A 695-nucleotide genomic window follows, 5' to 3' on the forward strand; every position below is an offset into this window, starting at 1 on the left:
CGCTGTCTTCTGATCTTGTCGTGCAGTTTAGCTACAACTAAACGCTGCTTTTGATAGTTTTTTGCTAGCCGCAAATTGCGTCCTTCTTTTTTAGCCCGGCGCTGCCTGCGAGACAAGACGCGTTGGGCAAGGGCAAGCTTCTTTTTGGCTTTACGATAAAATCGTGGATTAGCAACCATTGCTCCGTTAGATGCTGTTAAGAAATTATCAAGGTTAAGGTCAATGCCAATTTGACTTTGTGTCTTAGGCAAGGCTTTAACAAAGGCAATATCGCTGCCTAATTGCATTGATAAGTAGAATTGCTCGTCAGCGGTCTTTTTAATCGTGACTGTGCCAATTCTAGTTGGGATGTGGTTAAGCAAACGCTCTTTGATTAGCCTTCTAAAACCAGCAATGCGGACGATACCCAGTTTAGGCAGTTTAATATGTTTAGCATCAATAAATCTAGCTGTCCCGTTATCAAGAAAAGCTTCTTTTTGCTTAGGATACTGACAGTTGGTTTGGTATGACCAGTCGCTGCGTTTTTTATGGAAAGTTGGGATTCCATGACCAATCTTGCGATAGTTGCTCCAAGCTTTCTGGTAGTTCTGAATCGCATTGGCAAGGGCAAGGCTATCAATTTCTTTAACACGCAAAAAGTTATAAGCATCACGAATATTCCTGGGCTTAGCCAATAACTCGTTATTGGCGACTAC

General features: G+C 42.3%; 1 protein-coding gene. It reads right to left on the bottom strand.

The features are described from left to right. The coding region (locus B5E95_RS10435) for an RNA-guided endonuclease InsQ/TnpB family protein (protein WP_143437612.1) at positions 1–695 on the bottom strand (695 nt) is incomplete at both ends.

The sequence above is a fragment of the Lactobacillus gallinarum genome (assembly GCF_002160635.1).
GTDB lineage: Bacteria > Bacillota > Bacilli > Lactobacillales > Lactobacillaceae > Lactobacillus > Lactobacillus gallinarum.